The following is a 15,378-nucleotide window of genomic DNA, read 5'->3' on the forward strand; positions in this document are numbered from 1 at the left end:
AAAAAGGAAGGGGTTCATGAGCGATTTTACGAATATAAATTCAAGTTTATCTTCACAAGTATCACATTATCAGAGATATAATGATGAATACAAAGGGTTTCTAAATGAATTGGCAGAAGAGACGCTATCACCTGAAGAACAGCCTATTTTTTTAAGGGCTGAGAAAGCTCTAAAGCTCCTCGATCCAAAAAGTCCAGATCAGAAGCAACTTTCACAGTTTCTGCATGACATGCTTGAGTTGCATGCATTCCATCTTCAACGAGCTGCAAAGAATTTAGACAAGTACTCTATCTCTCCACTCTATTTAAAAAGAATGGAACGACTCGACCGGTTAAGCCCAGAGAAAGCCCCAAAAGTTTATGAAGCGATTTATGAATTTGTCGTTTCTTATTGTGTGAATTCTGGAGGAGTTGGAACTGAAAAAAACGGTGCAGTTTCTGCTAATACAAGTCACTTTTTAATTCATCCGACCTTAGGAAAGAAAGCCAGTCTCTTTAAACCATTGAGTGATAAACCCTCCCCATTTCCCGGAGTCAATAATGCAGCTGTTGCACAACGTCAAGTAGGAGCTTATCTATTGAGTCGAATGCATGGCTCGTTTGTTGATGTTCCTCTTTCAACTTTAAGTTATCGAGATGAGGAGATAGGATCGCTCCAAACTTTTCGAAAAAGTAGTGGTGAACTCAATGCACTTCCACCAATCGACAGATTTAAACTTGGAGCGGAAGAAGTGCAGCTTGCTGGGGTGTTTCGTGGGCGACTCTATGATGGAGATGGACACCTTGGGAATGTTCTTTTCAAGAAACGCGAGGGTAAAGTTGAACTCACACATATTGATCTAGATTACATTCTACCTTGTATTAGCACTCATGAGAATCAGCCTCAAATTAAAATGGGCTGGAGATTTTGGCCTCAAATGGATAAGCCGTTTCAACCTAAAGTCATCAAATACCTTCAAACGATCAATCCTCAAGAAGAGAGAAAAAATTTAGAAGGGTTACCTGCTCCTCTCACAAAGGAAAGTTTAGATTTATTAGAAGCGACGACAGCTGCTTTTCAAATTGGCGCGGAAATAGGTCTCACTCCAGGAGAAGTTGTCGATTATCTTGACTCAACGAGTTTTAAGTCAGCCTTAGCTTTCGCTTTCGAATCAGAGACTCCAATTGAAGAATTTATTGGAGAAGCAGTGCTCCAAGGCTTAAAAGAGTCAAAAGTAAATGCTGATCATGCAAGCCGTGTGATTTCAGAGCTAACTGAAAAAATTCAAAAAAATCCGAAGGATGAGGAATTAATTGGAAACGCCGTTTTCCAATTGGAAAACTTTGTACATGAGGGCCCTGAATCGTGGAGAAATGCTGTCAAACTTGCAAGAGAATGTATCTTTTTAGGTGTTTCTGATAAAGATGTTTTAAACCTGATCAAGCCATTGCAAAATTATGCACGCTCGAATCCCGTAGTCATGTATGCCGCAATTGAATCTCTTGCAGACAGTTTAGATGTTGCTGGCAAAGTTGAGTCAGCAAAAGTGATTCGAGAATGGCTTGTAATGAATCTAAGTTGAGCGATCAGGCGCTTTAAAATCTCCTACTTTAACCAGATATGGTTTGGAGGCCGCATCAACAGCCAACTTAAGAGTATTCATCAAAAAAGCTGGGATTATACCGCTATATACAAGCTGTCTGATTCTCTTTAATTGCTCTGCAAAAATGCTTTGAAAGAGAGGAGCAAAAAACTTTTCACACCTTTTTGGAATTTCAAGCTTTGCTAAACACTTCATCCGATGATTAAGTCCAGGACCATATCCCAAGCCATTAGGGGGCTTTGAAAAAGCTAGAGCGAAAAGATCTTTTAGCTCGGTTTCAACCTCTAGAAGAGACTTTTTATCTTTTGCCTTTTTTAAGCGCTCCTGAATTTCAAAAAGCTTTGCTTCGACAACGTCATTTGTCTCTGTAAAAAAACCTTCTTGATGAATTAAGCTATCGATTGCTCCGAGAATTTCACCTAGATATTTTGGGTAAACAGATTGCCAAACCATCTCGCGCCATCCAAAAGAAGATCTTTCTGTAGCAGTTTGGATGTCTTCCCCGTCCATTTCCCTAAATAAAAATTCTACAAGCACTTGAAAATTTTCTTGAGCTTCTTGAAAACAAATGGGTAGAGCTGGAAGGGAATCAGAAGGCTGTAAGTCTAAAGCAGCTCGAGAAAATTGGTAAAGTCGACCGCAATTCGTTTCTATCGTGCGTTTGTATAGAGATTCAACGTTTTGAAGATGCTCTAAGGTTTCCTTGGCTTCGAAACTTTCTTTTGTATGCCATGTCCGGTAAAGGCGGATACAAGTATTGAGTTTTGTTGTCGCGGTTTGGAGCAAGTCGATTAAATGGTCTTGTGCGCGAGGATTTTTATCATCGACCCCGCTCCAAAAGGAACCGAATTGGTTGAAATTGAAGACAGCAGCTTCTTCAGCTTTTGCAATTAAATCAGAATAATTTCTTTGAATTGTAGCCATATAAACCTTTGTTTCTTCAAAAAATTATAACCCGACAGAATTTATTAATTCAATTTCAAAGAATTAATTTTCTAATTTTTGAGTATAAACCTCTGTTGACGCTAAAGAAGTTCTTGAGTAGCCTAGATTAAAATTTTTACACGACCATGAGGTGATCGAATATGGGAAGAATAATTTTTGGGGGAATTCTAGGAGGAATCATCGCTTTTGTTTGGAGTTTTGTTTCTTGGATGGTCTTGCCTTGGCATGAATGGACTCTTCAATCTTTCAGTAATGAAGAATTTGTCTCTTGGGTGATCAAAGAGAATGTGAAAAAAGACGGTGTTTATATCATTCCGCATAAAGGTTCTTCGAAAACTGCGCTGACTCCTAGCGAGCTCAAAGACAAAGTTGATCCAGATAAGTCAAAAACAAAAGAAGGCCCCTTTATCTATGCACAGATCAAACGAAAAGGGATCGATTATACCAGCCCCAAGCAGTATATTATTTCTTTTTTGACCCAATTTGTTGGAGCATCCTTGATTAGTTTCTTGCTATTGAAGGCAGCCGAATCTTCTTATATGGGGCGCCTCCTTTTTGTGACGACTATGGGACTCATTATTGGGGTCCTGGGCAGTATTCCGAATTGGAATTGGTTCGGCGGAGGCAACCTCTTTTTATTGATTAGCGTAGCCGATTTGGTCATCACTTGGTTTTTGGCAGGCCTATTGATGGCAGCCGTTGTTAAGCAGAAGCCTGAGCGGGATCTAATGATGTAGGAACACGCTCGCCTATTAACGTTTGGTGATTGAAGCTGTGAATTTTTACCTTCTGCAACGTTCCAATGGACGACTCATCGCCTGGGAAAATCACTTTTTTCCAGCAACGTGTTCGCCCACGGAGCTGTCCATCTCGGTTCCAGCGGTCGACGAGAACTTCAACTTCATCTCCTAATATGGCTTGCCGCTCTTCCGTGCAGATTTCATGGTAGAGACCCATCAGACGTTGAAGGCGTTCTTCTTTGACTTCTTGTGGGATGTCATCGCGCCAACGCATAGCTGGAGTTCCTTTTCGCGGACTGAAAGTATAGAGGAATGCAACTGAATAACGGATCTCTTTGAACACGTCATAGGTTTCTTGGAACTCTTCTTCAGTTTCAGTCGGGAAGCCAACAATAATGTCGGTGCCAAGTGAAACATTGGGAACGATTTTCCGAAAAAGGGAAACCTTTTCAAGGTACTCTTCTTTCGTGTAGATCCGATGCATTTTTCTTAAGATGCGACTTGATCCAGCTTGGATGGGAAAGTGGACAAATTCGCAGAGCGAGGGGAGGTCCCGAATCGCTTCCATGAGCTGCACCGTGATGTCAATGGGGTGACTCGTCATAAACCGGATCCGCTCAATTCCATCGATTTTATCTAGGCGGTAAAGAAGGTCATGAAAAAGCTCTTTCCACTCTACTTGGTCTTTTCCGTAGCTATTCACATTTTGCCCAAGGAGGGTGATTTCTTTATAACCTTGGTCAGCGAGTAAGCGGCACTCTTTTTCAATATCTTGGGGGGGTCGAGAAACCTCTTGTCCTCGAGTATAGGGAACCACACAGTAAGTGCAAAATTTATCGCATCCACGGATGATAGAAACATGGGCTTTCACGGTGTCATCCCGCTTAGCTACGAAATAGTCGAGATTTTCTTCGAATTTGTCATCGGTTTTAATTCGCTTTTCACCCGTTTCTAAGACCTCGTCGACGACACTTCCAAGATCTGTGATATTATTCGTTCCAATCACAAAATCGACATTGGGTAATTTTCGGAAAAGGGTCTCTTTTTTAGCCATGGCCATACAACCGGTGATCCCGATGATTTTCTTCTTTTTAGAGCGACCAATCTGACCGATTTTCCCCATAACCTTTCGCTCTGCAAGGTCTCGAATTGAGCAGGTATTAAAGATAAGAAGGTCGGCGTCCTCTTCATCGTGTACGCGCTCAAGTCCTCTTTGGACTAGCTGGCCGATCATCAGTTCGGTGTCGAGCTCATTCATTTGGCATCCGTAGGTGCGGATATAAAACTTCTTCACATTCTTATGCATAACTATGGAGTCACTTGGGTTTCTTGAGCGCGTAATTGACAACACGCCCTCATTCATTTCAGTTTTTCAAAGAAGTTTAGACATCTGTATCCTTTCATGCAAGAGGGGGTTGAGAGATTTTTATTTTAATAATCAATTTATAATAATAAAAAAAATTAAATAAAAATTATTTAAATATAAACAATTATAACAAATATAAGATAAATTATTCTTGTTTAAGATAAATGAAAATATCTGCGAAAACCCTCTTGGCAAAAAAGTAAAAAAAGAGTATATTTTCACCAAAAACAACGAATTGACTTGCAGGAAACGACACATGGCAAGACGAAATAAAAACGAAACGATGCTTTTATCCAAGGAAGAAGCCGAACCGATGAGAGGATGGATCCTCCTAGACGCTAACGGAAAAACGCTTGGACGCTTTGCAGCTGAAATTGCAAAAGTATTACGTGGAAAGCACAAAACGACTTTCACACCACACGTTGACTCTGGAGACGGAGTGGTTGTAGTGAATGCAGAAAAAGTGAAAGTCACTGGGAACAAAGAAGCCCAAAAAGAATATCATCGCTATACTGGCCATATTGGCGGAGGTCGTAAAACGACTTACCGCGCAATGATGGAAAAAAAACCAACTGAAATCTTGCGTTTAGCTGTCAAAGGAATGATGCCTAAAACAAAACTTGCAAGAGCACAGATGAAACGGCTTAGAATTTTTGCTGAAGATAGTCACACATTACAAGCACAAAAGCCTGTCCAAGTAGACGTATAAATAAGGGAACGTAAATGGTAAAAGAAGCACTCGCAGTAGGAAGACGCAAAAGAGCTATCGCAGCTATTAGACTTCGTAAAGGCAAAGGCAAAGTTGATGTTAACGGAAGAAAGTTTGAAGATTACTTTCCTTCTGCACTCGATAGAAAAACTGTTCTCGCTCCTCTTGAAAAACTAGGACTGACTGATAGTCACGATTTGATCATTCGCACCAAAGGTGGCGGAATTGCTGGTCAAGCAGTTGCTGCAAGACTTGGTGTTGCTCGAGCACTTGTTGCTCAAGATGAGCACCATAGGCAAGTTCTTAAAGCAGAAGGTTATTTAACACGTGATCCACGTAAACGCGAACGTAAAAAATACGGTCTCGCTGGCGCTAGAAAACGCTTCCAGTTTTCTAAGCGATAAACTACCAATCACCTCTCTTTTCTTTTTACATGACCCCTGGCTTTTAGCCTGGGGTTTTTTTTGGAGTGAGATTGGAGGAGGAGTTTGGGTATCATTCCAAACTCCTCTCAATCTCACTCCTTGTGTGGCCAAAGATAAACAGAGGACAGGAAATTTGGTCTGAGGGACAATGTGATTGCTTTGATTAATGCTAATTGGATGTAAGAACTTTAAATATTGATAAGTAAATCAACTTACTCCAACTCATTTTTGAAGTTGTTTGAGTATATAAAACTAGCGGGTGATTAATAAAGCATGCCCATCTGGATCTGCTGTTAGAAACGCTTCATGATAGTCTAGATAGGGATTTGTAAAAGTGAGGATTCCATGTGTGGCCATATTTGCTTGAACGAGCGATTTGTAAAGATCTGAAATACGAGGGGCTTGGAGGCGAATTTGCCAGTGCCACAGATCATTGGGTTTTGTATCAGATGGCATGTCTGCTCCTGTGCTCGGGCTCACATATTCGAGCAGCTCAATGCCAGGCCCTTTTTCAGCATGGAGAGAGGTAATGCGCAGCTTGGCCCCTTTGACGTTGTTGAGCTTTTCCTGTTCGGGCCCATAATTGAATGATTTTCCCATGACATCTAACCCGAGAAGGCTATGGTAAAATGCCAAGCTTTTATTTGTGCTTTTAACGACGATGGCTGAATGGTCAATTCCTAAAAAGAGGAGTCCAAGAGCCTCCTGCCAGCGTGGATTCCCTTTCCCGGGAGGAAAGTGAATGATCTCAAGAGGATGGCCATCGGGATCTTTAAAATAGAAGGCTTCGATGCCTGCGACATTGCGGTTCCATTCAGGGAGTTTTTGGGGGTTGGGCGAAATGTTTACCACTCCATTTTTGAGAAGCTTAGCATAAGCACTATCGATATTACTGACGACAATGGCAATATGCTGAAACATCCGGTCATTGCTTTCAGCATTGACGGGAACTTTCCTCCCTTTTGGCTTATCAAATTGCATTAAATTGAGTGTTTCTTGCCCTAGTCTAAGGCGGACAACACGAATCCGCACGTTGTCTAGGTTGTAAAGTTTATCATACGCACTTCCCGAAACATAAAAGTCTGCAACTTTTGTGAATGTTAGAACATTCGTGTAGAATTCCACAGAGCGATCCATCTCTTCAACAGTCATAGCATAAGAAATGACGGCATCAACCGATGGCTTTTCAAATGGTTGGGAAAAAACTCCGGCATGTAGTTGAAAAGAGAGCAAGAAAATAAACAGGTTAATGAGGCGCATATCCACACCTTTTGAAAATGCAACGTTTTGGATTGAGATGATGCAGTTTCGCGCAGATGACGGAAGTATCTTTGCGAATGAGCCTGTAACACTCGACTGACAGGAGCATACCTGCAAAGGGAGCAATACAATAGATCCACATAGCCGTCCAAATGCCGCTCGGTAGCGCTGTTGCAACTGACCGGGCAGGATTCATGCTCATTCCTGAGTAAGGCGCTTCAAACGTGATGAACAGCATGATCCAAATCGCTGCAAATAGGCCTGTGTACCTGGCCAGTTTGGGAATATTGGTGGCGACCAAAATAGTGAGCATCAAAATAAATGAGATAAACATTTCGGAAAAGAAGCAGGCCAATAGGCCAGGCTTTCCCGGAACAGTGACAATAAAATTGACTTGAGCTGAACGGAACGGTTTTTGGGCAAATAGATCAAAGAGAACCACACCGACGTAACCTCCAATAAACTGAAAAATAACATAGAAAACAAAATCGATATGATGGACCTTGCCAAGGCGCCAAAATGTCAATGTCACGGCTGGGTTAAAGTGAGCTCCCGATTGCTTTCCCCAGGGGGAATAGATCAGTCCAAGTGCTGTAAGGCCAATAGCGATCCCTTCAAAAAAGCGTCGTGCGAGAGGAGAGGAGACAACCCAATACTCTTCAAAAAGAACTGTGAAAAAAGCCGCTGAGATCATAAAAATGGCGAGACCAGCGGCTTCAATTAAGTATTCAGGAAGGTGATGTCGCATCATTTTAGCCATAACGTGCTATTGCTGTAGAGATTAACGATTCTCTTTGAAGAGAGACTTATATAGCTTAACAGCAGCTTCTTCTTTATTTCTTATTGATATAATAAAATGAATTCAAGAATTGTTTTTTTAACTGCATAAGACATTCGTATCTTTTGAATGATAAAAGGTACCTCTTTGCTGCTCAAATTCCCAACTTTTGAATTCATTTCAGTTTGTACTCAAACTACTTCAAGTGTTTCAGATAGTCAACCTTTGCTAGACTTGTTCGAGATTGTCTGCTACGAATTTTCGTTTTTCTGTATCGTATTTACTTAGGAAAGCGCAAGACGTTAAAAATTCAAGCAATAGATATTGAGAAGAGCATGAGGTAAGGAAAAATACTAAACTTTGAAGATTAGGAGAAGAGAGCGTGGAAGGAATCGTAGTTAGCTTGGTCCGAAGGACGCGCAATAAGCACTGCAAAGCAGATCTTTTTGAAATATTGCTGGTAGGGAGCTAGCTCTTCCTTGTACCAGGTGGAGACTTGTTTTGGGTCTTGCATGAAGGCTCCGCAACCATAGGCTCCTAAGACTAGAGAATCATGTCCATGCTTTAACGCGCAACGGATTTGAGATCGAATCTTCAGTCTCATTCCTTCTTCAAAGTCTTTTCCTGTGGGATTGTATTGGGTACTTTTTGGGCGACAGTCATAGGCTGCAGAAGAAACAAAGCTGAGCTCTTGGGGAGATGCAATCCAAGTAAAATAGCCATCTTTTCTTTCACGAATGACAGGAACGTGTGCTGTGTAAATGCAGCCATGTTCTGGAATCAGGTAGTGTTTGCCCATTTGAGTTGCGATGTGTGGATTATCAGGTGGGTTGATAGAGGCATAAAGAGCTGATTTACGACAGAGCTCTTCTTCTTGGGCTAAACAGCCTCTTGTTACGCCACCACCAGGAGAATACCGGTTGGCCATATTGAGAAGAAGAGGGTTGAGCCCCTCATCTAAGAGTTTTAATCCTGCTACGATAGTGTCTGAATCGAGGGTCTCAAAGATTGTTTTGTAAGTAGGAAGACCTGTAAGGTCAGTCGCTGCATGGAGATCGTTATGAGTCCATACTTTTGTTGACTTTTTCATCGGCTCAAGGTTTAAGCAGACTTTGGTTTTGTCCGGGAGAAGATAAAAACCTTGATCGAGCGCTTGTTTTGTCTCTTCAAAAATTGTTTGCAATACTGTCATGTCGCCAAGGTCTTGCTTAGGTGGAGTAGGGACAGAGTCTTTTTGAGATTCAAGAGGTTTTTTTGCTTCAAGATTTTTTGCAGATGCTTTTTCAAAGAAACGGAAGATCGAGTTGATGAGTGAGCGAAACCATTCTAAAGGGATTTTAAGCCATGAAAAGGGTTGCATTTCGGGAACATATGAGGAAATTGTTGAAATCGTATGGTTTAAATTTGTACGCAGGGGTTGATTCGGATAATAGTAGACGATACGGGTCGATTCCGTTTTTGAAGAATCTGGAGGGTTAACAGTACTCATGGCAAATATTATAGAAAGATAGGAACTTTATTGGAACTTGTTTTTGAGGTAGTTCATATAGGGCTCTGGAGAAAGAGAGGAGCTTGTTGCTCTCTCAAGAAGTTCTAGAGGGGGGTATTGTTTACCAAAACGGTGAATTTTTTCTTTTAAAAAGTCTTTGATGAAGGTGAGGTTTCCTTGCCGTATCCGGTCTTGATGGTCGGGAAATGTTTGGATAAAGACTTGGTAGAGTTGAGCGGCATAGAGGTTACCCAGCGCATAGGTTGGAAAATAACCAAATAGACCTGCAGCCCAATGGATGTCTTGTAAACACCCCTCTTTGTCGTCTTGAGGAGTGATACCAAGAGATTCCTGCATCTTTTGATTCCAAACTTGGGGAAGGTCGTTTACTTCAAGTTTGCCTTCGAGAAATGCGAGTTCGATTTCAAAACGGAGAATGATGTGCAAGACATAGGAAATTTCATCTGAAAAGATTCGGATACAGGATGGGCGGCATCGGTTGATAGCTTGGTAAAAGGTTTCGAGGTTGACCTTATCAAGTGGATTGGGAAATGTACTTTGGAGTTTAGGATAGGTAAACTCCCAAAATGGGCGGCTCAGTCCAATCATGGTTTCCCACCAACGGGACTGGCTTTCGTGCATTCCATAGCTTGCAAATTCTCCAAGAGGGGCTCCATACTGTTCTACAGGAAGGTTGAGTTCATAAATAGCATGACCTCCTTCATGCATGACAGCAGAAATTGAGTGCATAAAGTTAGAGCAAACCGTATGTGTAGTCAGACGGACATCGTGTGGGTGTAAACCCAAACAAAAGGGATGTTCAGAAAGATCAAGTCGGCTGTGTTGGGGATCGAGATGCATGATTTCTAAGAGATGTTTGTCGAACTCAAGTTGGGATTGCTGAGAAAAGTTTCCACGAAGGAAACGATCGTCGACGGTTTGTTTTCGAGAGACTGTCTTTAGTAATTCGCTGAGAAATGGTTTGAGAGTGGCAAAGAGATCTTTTAGAGTTTGAGTGGTGACTCCGGGCTCGTAGATGGAAAGAAATGCATCGTAAGGGTGTTCTTTAAAACCAATGAAATCGGCTTTTTTTCGACAGAGGTGAACGAGTTCTTGAAGATGAGGAGCGAAGGTCTCAAACGTATCGTTGTTTTTGGCTTTAGCCCAAGCATTGGTTGCTTTAGATGCTGTTTTAGCAAACGTTTTAACAAAGTCATTGGGAAGTTTTGTTTCGTGCAAATAGCTTTCCCGCCATTCGCGTAAGTTCGCCTTTTGCTCGTCGTCAAGGTCTTCGTAATGGGGTTTGCCTGAGTTTAAGTCGATGAGAGCCTCGAGCGCTTCTTTAAAGCGTTCACTTGTTTTTTCACGGTGGGTGATGCTGGAGATGAGTTCGATTTGTTCACTCCGAAACTCAATGGCTCCTTTGGGCATAAAGGTTTCTTGATCCCACTCTAGGAAATATCCAAAAGAAACAAGTAATCGGATCTCTTTTCCTATTTTATGGAGTCTGTCGTATTTTTCTTTTACACTCATGCGCCTATTCCACTATTGACCTTGTTTCATAAACGTGATCGTAGCATCTTAACTGTTTTACTTATACTCAAACAACTCCTGGAGAAAATTTCATCGCTGCCTTCCTTCGAAAGCCCAATTTGGGCTTCCTTTATCAGTCGCCTTTAACTTTTCTTCCATTAGCCGTTTCTTGATTGATCATCTCATAACGACACTATCGAGAGAAAATTAAAAAGTGCGCCTGCGCATTTTTAAAATCAGCTTTTCGAAGAATCGAAACACGCTGTTTCCTATGGGGGTTCCCATAATTAAGCTGCTGATTGTGATGGCAATCAGAGAGCTTCCTAAAAGGATATCAGTCAGCCAGTGAGCTCCTACGATGAGGCGAGGAAGACAGAAGAAAATGGCATAGACTGTTGCGAAGATACCGAGTCTCCAGCCCATCAAGTGGTAGATGAAGCAAGTGAACAAGATGGCTGTTGTGGCATGGTCTCCTGGAAAACTTTTTCGTGAATGATCTTTGACTTTAGTCCACTCAATCACAGAGGAAAGGCGAAAAGCTTCTCGATCGATCATAGTGGGACTTTTGCGGGGAGCATGGATGAACTCGGGGAACATGATTCCATTGACGATGCAGATGGTTAGGGCCATAAATAAGATCGTTCCTATGAGCTCGGCAATTTTTCTCTCCTTTAAATCTGAGGTAGCCTTTTTGATTGCGTAAAAGAAAAAGAGAAACATAAAAATGTCATGGATCCAATCCATGAGACGAGTCCCTGTGAAGGCCCAGAAATTTTGCCAAAAAGTGTTTTCTTGGATCCATGTGTTGAGCGTGTAAAATGTCCAAGAATCTAAAGCATTCCAATAGGGTCGAAAGAGGGGGGTGAGCCAGCTCATAAAGAGAAGCAAGATGATCAAAGGAGGGATGAAGAGTTTTTTCAGGTTCCAATGATTCATCTGTCTAACCTAATTTAAGAAATTTTCGACCAAAATATAAAAGGAATAGGAAGGGAACCGTGAAAATAGCGGCGAAAGGAGAAACAATGTGGGATTCACCTAAGATTGTCGAGGCTTCGAAAATCATGAAAAGCGCAATGTAACCAAAGAGCGAGAGAGAAAAGAGCAAGAAAGTAGGAAGATTGCGGGAAAAGGAAGTCGCAAAGGGAGCAATTCCAAGGATAACAAAAAGAGAGAGCCAAGGGAGGAGGAGTTTTGAGTAGAGATGAGCTTGAATCTTATCTTTTTTTTCCTTCCAAAAAGGTTTATGACTTCGCTGCAACTTGACGAGCTCAGTGATCGACCGGCTTTCCATGGGTTTTCCAATATAATTTTTCAAATCAAAATTGAGTTTTAGACGATAGAAGGGATAATTTTCATAGGAATTAACTTTTTCTAACAATCCTTTTTCTGTCCGCAAAAAAGCATCGACAAACAGCCCTGTTGGGATTTCAGTCCCAATGGCAAGTTTTTTCATGTGAAAGAATTTATCAATTGAATGGAGCCAATAGACATCAAAGAGTTCTTTTGCGTCTCCATCATACTCTTGATAAATGAGCCTGCTTCCATCTTCAAGAGGAAGCATATGCACTCCTTCTTCTTTTCTCTTTTGGGATTTTTTAGAGCGGAAGTTGTGTTTTTCAAAACGTTCAATGAAGGTTAAGGAGCGTGGAATGACCCATTCAAAATTGAGGTAATTGATGAGCGTGCATACAGCAGCCATGAAGAAAAAGGGGCGTAAAAGGCGCTTGAGTTTGATCCCACCTGCTTGAAATGCGAGTAGTTCATTTTTCCGATTCAATGAAAGAAGCACTTTAAGAGAGGCTATCAAAAGGGCTAGGGGGAGGAGAAGGTCACATCGTTTACTAAAAAGCATCGAGTAATAAAGGCAGAGATTACTTAGGGAAATTTTTTGGCTTTTGATGATTTCCTGTACATGCATGGAGTAATCGATAACAGTATAGAGGAAGTAAAAGGAGAGGAGGAAGAGAGTGAAGACTTTTAAGACTTCTTTCAGAAGGTACCGTTCCCATGTTTGCTTACAAATCATTCAATTCCCTCTATAGCCCGTTTTTGAAACCAAAAAGATGTGAGGAGAATGAAGGGGAAAGGGAGCACATAACAAAGGATCGCCTTTGTAGGTGCTAGGTGAAATGATTTTGCAGCCATTGAGCAGATGAGAGTGAAAGCAGCTAAAAAGATCGCTAAAATGAGTCCCATCTTTTTTTTCTGGCGCCCAATTTGTAGTCCTAAGGAAATTCCCATAAAGGTGAAGGCGTAAGTGATCAGGGGGAAAAAGAGACGACGGCTAAGTTCAAAGCGCATCCGTTTAATGGTTTTAGGTTTTGCTGCTTTACTAAATGCTGTTTCAATCAGTTCGCTCATGGGGAGATATTCATAGCCAAGATGAAAGGTGTTTTTTTGCATCATCTCTGAAAGGGCTTTTGCCGAGGTGGCCATAGACCGTTGGTTTTCTATGATGAGATGGTCAAATAAGTCGGGATCTTTTGAATCAAGATGTGAGACAATAGCGACGTTTTTTCCTATAAGTTGATTGTCTTCGACATGAAATTTCTTTGCCGTGAGCAATGTGAGGCGATCACTTGACTCATTTTTCATGGCAAAAATGACATCACGAGCCTCTTTTCCAACATGTGTCATATTCATATCAACGTAAGAGCTTTGTAGCTTTAGTAGCTTGCTTTTTTTCATTAAAAAGAGTGGGTTTGTAGTCATGACTTGGTGTAAAAGCTTTTGAGAGTAGAGGCGAGTGCGGGGAGTGACTTCAGAAACGATCATGAAATTGATCAGAGAAAGAAGAAATGCCACTAAAAGAAGGGGGGTACTGATGACTTTTAAGCTTAGACCTGCAGAGCGAAAGGAGGTGAGTTCGTGAGTATGGCTAAGTCTTTGCAGGAGGAGGATTGAGGCTATGAGTCCCGAGATGGGGATCGCGATCGGAAGAATGTAGGGAATTTGACAGAGGGTAAAAAGGACAATCGACCCCATATCTGAGTCAAATGCAGCTAAACGAGCGATCTCTTGCAAGCGGGTGACAAGCAAGATCGCAATAAAGCCACTCATGCAGAGGAAGAACACCTGCAAGTAGTTTCGAAGAAGATAACGCCATATGATCGGCATTTGACAACTTTACGTGAGTTAAAATGAACCTTATTGTACTCTTTTTCTTTTTTTGTCTCAAAAAAAGAGCGTTATTTTCATGGAAAAACCGATTAAATGTGTGAGAGATTTTTTGACTTTGAATCTCATTCCAGGAAAACGACTCCTTTTGGCTCTATCAGGTGGAGGAGATTCGCTTGCCCTTCTTTATCTTTTGATTGAATGCCAAGAAAAACTCGACTTTGAACTTCACATTGCCCATGTCGATCATGCTTGGCGCGAAGAAAGTGAAAGAGAAGCAGCTCTACTCGACCGTCTAGCTAAACACTTAAAGCTCCCGTTTCATCAGAAGCGACTGTCTCCAATGATAGGGTCGAATCTCGAAGACCGGTACCGTGAAAAACGGTATGCCTATTTTCAAGAACTTCAAGAAAAGTGGGGCTTTCAAGCGGTTCTACTTGGACATCATGCTGATGATCAGGGCGAGACTGTTCTCAAGAGAATTTGTGAGGGGGCTCGCTTGGGAGGGTTGGGAGGTCTCAAAGCCAAAACAGAGCGAGGAAACTTGACTCTATGGCGTCCACTATTACCTATGCGCAAGGCTGAATTACTGATTTATCTTAATCGAAAAAAGCTTGAGCCATTTGATGACTGGACCAATTTCGACCTGCGCTACCTCCGTCCACGGATGCGGCAGAAGATTTTTCCTGAGCTTGAAAAGCAATTTGGAAAGGGAATTGGACGTAATTTTCATCGCCTTGGTCTTTTATTTCAGGAGATCTCACAGTATTTAGACGAAAAAAAGGAGGCGATTATGCAAAAACTTGTTCAAGGGCCCTACGGGGCGTATTTAGAACATCCTTCGAAGTACCCAGTGCTTGAAATGCGTTATTTTTTAGAGGAGATGGCTCGCGCCTCTCATGCTCACCTTTCTCAAGATAGCTGTGAGATTTTGCTCAGGTTGATTGCTATCAATGCTCCAAAAGCCGAAGTTCAAGCCGGCCCTCTTACCTATATATTAAATAAGGACTACCTCTTTCTTCTAAAAAACGAAATTCCTCCATTTGATAGGTCTTTATGGAAGGAGAAAGGAGAGCCTTCCAACTGGAAAGATTTTTGGAAAGGGTCATGTCTTACCACTCCTAGTCACTGTCAAATGAAGCTTTTAGATGAACTAACGCCTATCTTGCGAAAGAAAATGAAAAAATGGTATGCAAAGCACCAAGTTCCTCCTTTTTTGCACGATAAAGCACCAATTTTCGTGATTGGATCGAAAATTGTGGGAGAATGTTTGACGGGAAGAAGCGTAAGTATCACATAATCAATTATTTAAAAAATTGGTGGCAGAAAATCAGAAATCTTCTAAAATTCATTAGATCAGTGATGTCGAATTCAACCCTTTGTCTAAAAAGTGTTTAAAATCTCATCTAAACTTTTCAGTTGCCTAGGAAATTC

Annotated in this window: 14 protein-coding genes; 5 read left to right on the plus strand and 9 right to left on the minus strand. The window is 41.5% G+C overall.

Going from position 1 to position 15,378, the window contains the following annotated elements; translation table 11 throughout:
• Positions 1 to 16 precede the first annotated feature (16 nt).
• Positions 17 to 1,561: a protein kinase family protein gene (locus SNE_RS04070; RefSeq protein WP_041418771.1), complete on the plus strand. Its 1,545-nt coding sequence runs from the start codon at positions 17 to 19 to the stop codon at positions 1,559 to 1,561.
• Here the strand turns inward: SNE_RS04070 and SNE_RS04075 are convergent.
• Positions 1,553 to 2,506, minus strand: coding sequence for a hypothetical protein (locus tag SNE_RS04075; protein ID WP_013943066.1), 954 nt, complete (start codon positions 2,504 to 2,506; stop codon positions 1,553 to 1,555). The two genes, SNE_RS04070 and SNE_RS04075, sit on opposite strands and share 9 nt — an antisense overlap.
• A 161-nt stretch (positions 2,507 to 2,667) precedes the next feature.
• On the opposite strand from SNE_RS04075, the gene SNE_RS04080 reads away from it, so the two are divergent.
• On the plus strand, positions 2,668 to 3,264 hold the full coding sequence (locus tag SNE_RS04080) for a hypothetical protein (protein ID WP_013943067.1): 597 nt from the start codon (positions 2,668 to 2,670) through the stop codon (positions 3,262 to 3,264).
• On the opposite strand, the gene miaB is transcribed toward SNE_RS04080, so the two are convergent.
• Positions 3,230 to 4,561: a tRNA (N6-isopentenyl adenosine(37)-C2)-methylthiotransferase MiaB gene (miaB, locus tag SNE_RS04085; RefSeq protein ID WP_231919519.1), complete on the minus strand. Its 1,332-nt coding sequence runs from the start codon at positions 4,559 to 4,561 to the stop codon at positions 3,230 to 3,232. The genes SNE_RS04080 and miaB overlap by 35 nt on opposite strands.
• Positions 4,562 to 4,889: 328 nt before the next feature.
• On the opposite strand from miaB, the gene rplM reads away from it, so the two are divergent.
• Together rplM and rpsI are read left to right on the plus strand one after the other, a co-directional pair.
• Positions 4,890 to 5,342 (plus strand): 50S ribosomal protein L13, encoded by a 453-nt coding sequence (rplM, locus tag SNE_RS04090; RefSeq protein ID WP_013943070.1) that lies wholly within the window; start codon positions 4,890 to 4,892, stop codon positions 5,340 to 5,342.
• Positions 5,343 to 5,356: 14 nt separating this feature from the next.
• On the plus strand, positions 5,357 to 5,746 hold the full coding sequence (rpsI, locus tag SNE_RS04095; protein ID WP_013943071.1) for a 30S ribosomal protein S9: 390 nt from the start codon (positions 5,357 to 5,359) through the stop codon (positions 5,744 to 5,746).
• A 273-nt stretch (positions 5,747 to 6,019) separates the two neighbouring features.
• Here the strand turns inward: rpsI and SNE_RS04100 are convergent, their stop codons facing one another.
• The 7 genes from SNE_RS04100 to SNE_RS04130 all read right to left on the minus strand — a co-directional run bounded on the left by SNE_RS04100 (position 6,020) and on the right by SNE_RS04130 (position 13,944).
• A complete protein-coding gene (locus SNE_RS04100) occupies positions 6,020 to 7,027 on the minus strand; it encodes a VOC family protein (RefSeq protein ID WP_013943072.1) in 1,008 nt (335 codons plus the stop codon).
• On the minus strand, positions 7,014 to 7,787 hold the full coding sequence (locus SNE_RS04105) for an MIP/aquaporin family protein (RefSeq protein WP_013943073.1): 774 nt from the start codon (positions 7,785 to 7,787) through the stop codon (positions 7,014 to 7,016). Before SNE_RS04105 ends, SNE_RS04100 begins: the two co-directional genes overlap by 14 nt.
• Before the next feature lie 385 nt (positions 7,788 to 8,172).
• Complete coding sequence (locus SNE_RS04110; protein WP_013943074.1) at positions 8,173 to 9,294, minus strand: TIGR02452 family protein; 1,122 nt, start codon at positions 9,292 to 9,294, stop codon at positions 8,173 to 8,175.
• A gap of 27 nt (positions 9,295 to 9,321) precedes the next feature.
• Complete coding sequence (locus SNE_RS04115) at positions 9,322 to 10,827, minus strand: carboxypeptidase M32 (RefSeq protein WP_013943075.1); 1,506 nt, start codon at positions 10,825 to 10,827, stop codon at positions 9,322 to 9,324.
• 207 nt (positions 10,828 to 11,034) lie between these two features.
• Positions 11,035 to 11,763 carry a phosphatase PAP2 family protein gene (locus SNE_RS04120; RefSeq protein ID WP_013943076.1) on the minus strand — a complete coding sequence of 243 codons (729 nt, stop codon included), beginning with the start codon at positions 11,761 to 11,763 and terminating at the stop codon, positions 11,035 to 11,037.
• A gap of 4 nt (positions 11,764 to 11,767) precedes the next feature.
• The gene (locus tag SNE_RS04125; protein ID WP_013943077.1) at positions 11,768 to 12,853 is read right to left on the minus strand and encodes an LptF/LptG family permease; all 1,086 of its coding nucleotides are present in this window, start codon (positions 12,851 to 12,853) and stop codon (positions 11,768 to 11,770) included.
• Complete coding sequence (locus SNE_RS04130) at positions 12,850 to 13,944, minus strand: LptF/LptG family permease (protein WP_041418772.1); 1,095 nt, start codon at positions 13,942 to 13,944, stop codon at positions 12,850 to 12,852. The genes SNE_RS04125 and SNE_RS04130 overlap by 4 nt, the downstream gene beginning before the upstream one ends.
• 79 nt (positions 13,945 to 14,023) lie before the next feature.
• On the opposite strand from SNE_RS04130, the gene tilS reads away from it, so the two are divergent.
• Complete coding sequence (gene tilS / locus SNE_RS12190; RefSeq protein ID WP_013943079.1) at positions 14,024 to 15,244, plus strand: tRNA lysidine(34) synthetase TilS; 1,221 nt, start codon at positions 14,024 to 14,026, stop codon at positions 15,242 to 15,244.
• Positions 15,245 to 15,378: the final 134 nt, after the last annotated feature.

This window comes from Simkania negevensis Z (assembly GCF_000237205.1).
In the GTDB taxonomy this organism is placed as follows: domain Bacteria; phylum Chlamydiota; class Chlamydiia; order Chlamydiales; family Simkaniaceae; genus Simkania; species Simkania negevensis.

Bases quoted from the DNA above. Each gene is read 5' to 3' on its own strand.
- tilS (WP_013943079.1), top strand. From the start codon at position 14,024: ATGGAAAAACCGATTAAATGTGTGAGAGATTTTTTGACTTTGAATCTC.
- SNE_RS04105 (WP_013943073.1), bottom strand. From the start codon at position 7,787: ATGGCTAAAATGATGCGACATCACCTTCCTGAATACTTAATTGAAGCC.
- SNE_RS04115 (WP_013943075.1), bottom strand. From the start codon at position 10,827: ATGAGTGTAAAAGAAAAATACGACAGACTCCATAAAATAGGAAAAGAG.
- SNE_RS04125 (WP_013943077.1), bottom strand. From the start codon at position 12,853: ATGATTTGTAAGCAAACATGGGAACGGTACCTTCTGAAAGAAGTCTTA.
- rpsI (WP_013943071.1), top strand. From the start codon at position 5,357: ATGGTAAAAGAAGCACTCGCAGTAGGAAGACGCAAAAGAGCTATCGCA.
- SNE_RS04120 (WP_013943076.1), bottom strand. From the start codon at position 11,763: ATGAATCATTGGAACCTGAAAAAACTCTTCATCCCTCCTTTGATCATC.
- rplM (WP_013943070.1), top strand. From the start codon at position 4,890: ATGGCAAGACGAAATAAAAACGAAACGATGCTTTTATCCAAGGAAGAA.
- SNE_RS04130 (WP_041418772.1), bottom strand. From the start codon at position 13,944: ATGCCGATCATATGGCGTTATCTTCTTCGAAACTACTTGCAGGTGTTC.
- SNE_RS04100 (WP_013943072.1), bottom strand. From the start codon at position 7,027: ATGCGCCTCATTAACCTGTTTATTTTCTTGCTCTCTTTTCAACTACAT.
- SNE_RS04080 (WP_013943067.1), top strand. From the start codon at position 2,668: ATGGGAAGAATAATTTTTGGGGGAATTCTAGGAGGAATCATCGCTTTT.
- SNE_RS04070 (WP_041418771.1), top strand. From the start codon at position 17: ATGAGCGATTTTACGAATATAAATTCAAGTTTATCTTCACAAGTATCA.
- SNE_RS04075 (WP_013943066.1), bottom strand. From the start codon at position 2,506: ATGGCTACAATTCAAAGAAATTATTCTGATTTAATTGCAAAAGCTGAA.
- SNE_RS04110 (WP_013943074.1), bottom strand. From the start codon at position 9,294: ATGAGTACTGTTAACCCTCCAGATTCTTCAAAAACGGAATCGACCCGT.